Source organism: Caulobacter sp. S45 (assembly GCF_009765965.1).
Lineage (GTDB): Bacteria > Pseudomonadota > Alphaproteobacteria > Caulobacterales > Caulobacteraceae > CAHJWH01.
Window position 1 is genome coordinate 2,755,298 of the sequence record NZ_LMUL01000014.1, and the last position, 4,132, is coordinate 2,759,429.

Here is a 4,132-nt window from a genome sequence, read left to right on the forward strand (position 1 = left end):
AGCCGCTCGCGCCGGCGACGCGGGACGCGGCTTCGCGGTGGTCGCCTCCGAAGTCCGGGCGCTCGCCCAGCGTTCGGCCGAAGCGGCCAAGGAGATCAAGGGCCTGATCTCGGCCTCGGCCCAACACGTGGCCTCCGGCGTCAGCCTGGTCGGCGAGACCGGCAAGGCGCTGGAACGGATCGTCACCCAGGTGACCGGGATCAACGCCGTGGTGGCCGAGATCGCCGCCTCGGCCCAGGAACAGGCCACCGGGCTCGCCCAGGTCAACACCGCCATCAACCAGATGGACCAGGTGACCCAGCAGAACGCCGCCATGGTCGAGCAATCCACCGCCGCCAGCCACGGCCTGACCCAGGAGACCGAGAGCCTGGCCCGGCTGATCGGTCAGTTCCGCACCGGGGCTGAGGCCACCACCTCCGTCCGTCAGACGCGACCTTCCCCCGCTCCGAGGTCCCACGCCCCCGCATCGGCGATGAAGACGGTCGGGCGCGGCGGCGCGGCCCGCAAACCCGCCGCCGACACCGACGGCTGGGAAGAGTTCTAAGCCGACGCCTAAGCCGGGGCTGAAATCAGGCGCTCTAACCTGTCATCCCGGCCGCAGCCGAACGGAGAGCCGGGACCCAGGGGCGCGCCCACTCTCCTGAGTCCCGGATAAGCGCTAAACGCGCTTTCTGGGATGACGAGGTGGCGGGTTGAACGCGCCGCCGGACCTCATCCTTCCAGGGTGGCGTCCAGGGTGATGTCCGCCTTGAACAGCTTGGAGACCGGGCAACCGGCCTTGGCCTTGGCCGCCAGCTCCTGGAACTGCGCCTGATCGACGCCGGGAATCTTGGCCTTGAGGGTCAGATGCACCGCGGTGATGGCGAAGCCGTCGTCCTGCCGGTCGAGGGAGACCTCCGCGGTGGTCTCCATCCGGTCGGCGGTAAGACTGGCCTCGTTGAGGATCAGCGACAGGGCCATGGTGAAGCAGGCCGCATGCGCCGCGCCGAGCAGCTCTTCCGGGTTGCTGCCGGGCTTGCCTTCGAACCGGCTGGCGAAGCCGTACGGGTAGGCGGCGAGGGCGCCGCTCTTGGTCGAGATTTCGCCCTTGCCGTCCTTGAGACCGCCCTGCCAAACGGCGGAACCGGAAGTCTTCATTGTCATATCTCCTTTGGGAGTCTCGGGAAGGAAGCGCAGGGGAAACGCCGGGCTCGAATGGTGGATGCGCCCCTGCGACCTATTGCACCAGGGCGCCGGTCGCGCCCCAGGTGTCGGCCACCACATAGCCGGTCTGGAACGGGTCGGTCGGGTCGACCCGGTAGTGATGATAGCCGGTGATCCAGGCCCGCCCGCGGATGGTCGGGAGCACGGCCGGCCGACCGGCCACCGTGGTCTCGCCCACAATGCGTCCATGGAACTGGGAGCCGATGATGGAGCTGTGGATCAGTTCCTCGCCGACCCCGATCTGCCCACGCGCGCGCAGCACCGCCAGCCGCGCCGAGGTCCCGGTCCCGGTGGGGCTGCGATCCGAGCGTCCGGGCGCGACGATGCAGGTGTTGCGCGTCACCTTGCCCGGTCCCTGGAACGGCCCGGCGAACTGGACGATGGAGACCCCTCGTATGTCTGGGTTCTCGGGGTGGACGACATCGAGCTGGGCGCGCGCCGCCAACCGAATCTTCTCTCCTAGCGCGGCCAGCTCCCGCGCCTCCGACGGCGCGATGGAGAAGCCGAGCGTGTTGGCGTCGACGATGGCGAAGAACATACCGCCGTAGGCGACATCGATCCGGATGCGACCGACGCCTTCGACCTCGATCTCCGCGTCCAGGCGGTCGACGAAGCAGGGGACGTTGTCGAACTCCACCGACACGCACTTGCCGCCCTGGCAGGCGGCCCGGGCCCTCACCACCCCGCCCGGCATATCCAGCGTGACCACCGTTTCCGGCTCGTGCATGGGCACGATCCCGGTTTCCAGCAGCACGGTGACGGTGCAGATGGTGTTGGAGCCCGACATCGGCACGTACTCGGTCGGCTCCATGACGATGGCGCCGACGTCGCAGTCCGGGCGGGTCGAGGGGACCAGCAGGTTGACGTGGCGCGCCACGCTTCCGCGCGGCTCGCTGAGCAGGATGCGGCGGACGTCGTCGTGCTCGCGCTCCATAGTGCGCATCTTGTCGAACATGGTGGCGCCCGCCGGCGGCAGTACGCCACCGATAATCACGTCGCCGATCTCGCCCTCCGCGTGGCAGCCGACCACCGATATCATCCGTCCCGTCATGGCCGCTCCCATACATGCGCTCACCGACTGGGGGAGCGGCCGGGACCATAATCGGGTGAAGCGGCTCCAGGCCAGAGTCGATCAGATATCGCTACGCCCGCAAGTGGGCCTTCGCCCATGCGAAGCGCGCGGTCTCGAAATCATGGGCGGCCGAGTTCAGGAACGCCTGGGCGAACCGGACACGGCCGTCGAAGCTCGCCATCGACGCCATCTCGCCGCGGATTTCGCTCAGGCGCAGAGCATGCAGATCGGCCACGGCTACCCGAAATCCCGGCCGTTCGGCCGCGGCGGCGTTCAGCAGCATGGCGGCGTAGAACAGTCGGTTGGCCTGTTGCATGATGAAGAACCGCGCCCTGCGATCGTCGTCGGGCGCGGCGCCGAAATAGGTCTGGAGAATCAGCGCCTCCTCGCGCTCATCAGCGGCGAACCAGTTGGCGGCGGCGGCGAGGTCCATGTAGCGGTCGGCGGCGAAGGCGGACTCCCAGTCGACGATCCAGGTGCGGTCGCCCTCGAACAGGACGTTGCCGGGGTTGAGGTCGTTGTGGCTCGAGACCCGATCCTGTTCCCGGCGGGGGTAAGCCCTGGCCAGTTCGCCATGCAGCCGGGCCATCAGGTTCTGGCTGGCCCGCGGCAGGACCTGCGCCACGCCCGTCTGTGCAATGCCGGCGCCGATCCCTTCGAAGATGTCGACCAGCGGCGGGAACAGGGGGGCAGCGTGCAGTGTGCGGACGGTCTGCACCAGGGCGCGCAGCCGGTCTTCCCGCGTCCGGCTTGGATCGGGGGCGGCGACAGTCACGAAATCGGTGATCGCGACCCCATCCCGCGCGTCGGCGTAGATCAGGCTAGGCGCGACGCCGGCTTCGGCGGCGATCCGCATGCAGGCGTATTGCCGGGCGGGGTTGCGGATCGCGTCGACCGCGCCCTCGACGCGCAACAGCCGATCCGCGCCGCCGATGGTCAAGCGGAACACGCGCGCGGCCGAGGCGCCGCCGAGGACGGGAACGGCCGCATCGATTTCGGCCTTGGGGAAGGCGGTCTCCACCGCCCGCTGCACCGCTCCGCGCCGATCGAACGGGATGACCGCGTCGAGCGGGGAGGGCGGAAAGCCGAACGCGAGGGCTGCTAGCTTCCAAGCGTGCTCGCGGACATCGTCAGGCCAGGCCGCCGTCGCGCCCGCGAATCGCTCCGCCTCACCTGCAAACAGCGCCCGCAGCGCTTCTTCGTATCCGGGGGCGTCGCCCGCCATGGCGGTGGCGAACCGATACAGCGCGTCGCGCGCCTCACGGACCCTCTCGCCCGCTGTATCCTCGCGCCGCGCCTGTTCGACCAGCTTGCGCAGGGTGGCCGACGCGCCGCCGGGCTGGCGACCGAGCCAGTCCCAATGGCGGGGTAGCAGCGTGACTTCACGGGCGGTGACGCCGAGCCTGGGACGGCCACGCCGGGGGGCGTCTTGCTGGCCATCCGTCTCTGGCGCGCTCAGCCGCGTCAACACTTCGTCTCGTGAGCCGCGGAAATCGACCTCGATGAGGGCGCTCGTCCGATCGTCGAAGATCAGCACCGACGCGGTCGGGTCTACATCGAGCAGGGCCTTGGCCTGAGCTACGACCGTCGCCAGGTCGCCGAGGGCGATGCGGTTCACGCCTTTGAAGGCAATCGCGGTCCCAGACACCTGCGTTCCCCTCGCTCAAGCCCAAGCGAGGATTTAATTATCCGGATAGAAATCCGAAGCAAGATATATCCTGGTGATTATGGTTGGCGACCGCCGCTCACCATTATGTCCGGCGCGCGGAGCCCTTACTGCGGCGTTGCGGGTAGGGGTGCGGGGTGAGGCTGTATACCGGCTGGGGCGGCAGGTACGCCGCTCATGGCGTTGGCTGG

The 4,132-nt window shown here is 68.8% G+C and carries 4 protein-coding genes; 1 reads left to right on the forward strand and 3 read right to left on the reverse strand.

Annotated features, from left to right (window positions below):
- Nucleotides 1-544 (forward strand): methyl-accepting chemotaxis protein (locus GSQ87_RS22865; protein ID WP_254063118.1); only part of this gene is annotated, 544 nt, incomplete at its 5' end.
- A 167-nt stretch (nucleotides 545-711) separates the two neighbouring features.
- Here GSQ87_RS22865 and GSQ87_RS19720 read toward each other — a convergent pair.
- The 3 genes from GSQ87_RS19720 to GSQ87_RS23190 form a co-directional block, all read right to left on the reverse strand.
- Nucleotides 712-1,137 carry an OsmC family protein gene (locus GSQ87_RS19720; RefSeq protein ID WP_158917408.1) on the reverse strand — a complete coding sequence of 142 codons (426 nt, stop codon included), beginning with the start codon at nucleotides 1,135-1,137 and terminating at the stop codon, nucleotides 712-714.
- A 79-nt stretch (nucleotides 1,138-1,216) separates the two neighbouring features.
- Nucleotides 1,217-2,254 carry a proline racemase family protein gene (locus GSQ87_RS19725; protein WP_158917410.1) on the reverse strand — a complete coding sequence of 346 codons (1,038 nt, stop codon included), beginning with the start codon at nucleotides 2,252-2,254 and terminating at the stop codon, nucleotides 1,217-1,219.
- 91 nt (nucleotides 2,255-2,345) lie between these two features.
- On the reverse strand, nucleotides 2,346-3,923 hold the full coding sequence (locus GSQ87_RS23190; protein WP_158917412.1) for a DUF2239 family protein: 1,578 nt from the start codon (nucleotides 3,921-3,923) through the stop codon (nucleotides 2,346-2,348).
- Nucleotides 3,924-4,132: the final 209 nt, after the last annotated feature.

Bases quoted from the DNA above. Each gene is read 5' to 3' on its own strand.
- GSQ87_RS19720 (WP_158917408.1), bottom strand. From the start codon at position 1,137: ATGAAGACTTCCGGTTCCGCCGTTTGGCAGGGCGGTCTCAAGGACGGC.
- GSQ87_RS19725 (WP_158917410.1), bottom strand. From the start codon at position 2,254: ATGACGGGACGGATGATATCGGTGGTCGGCTGCCACGCGGAGGGCGAG.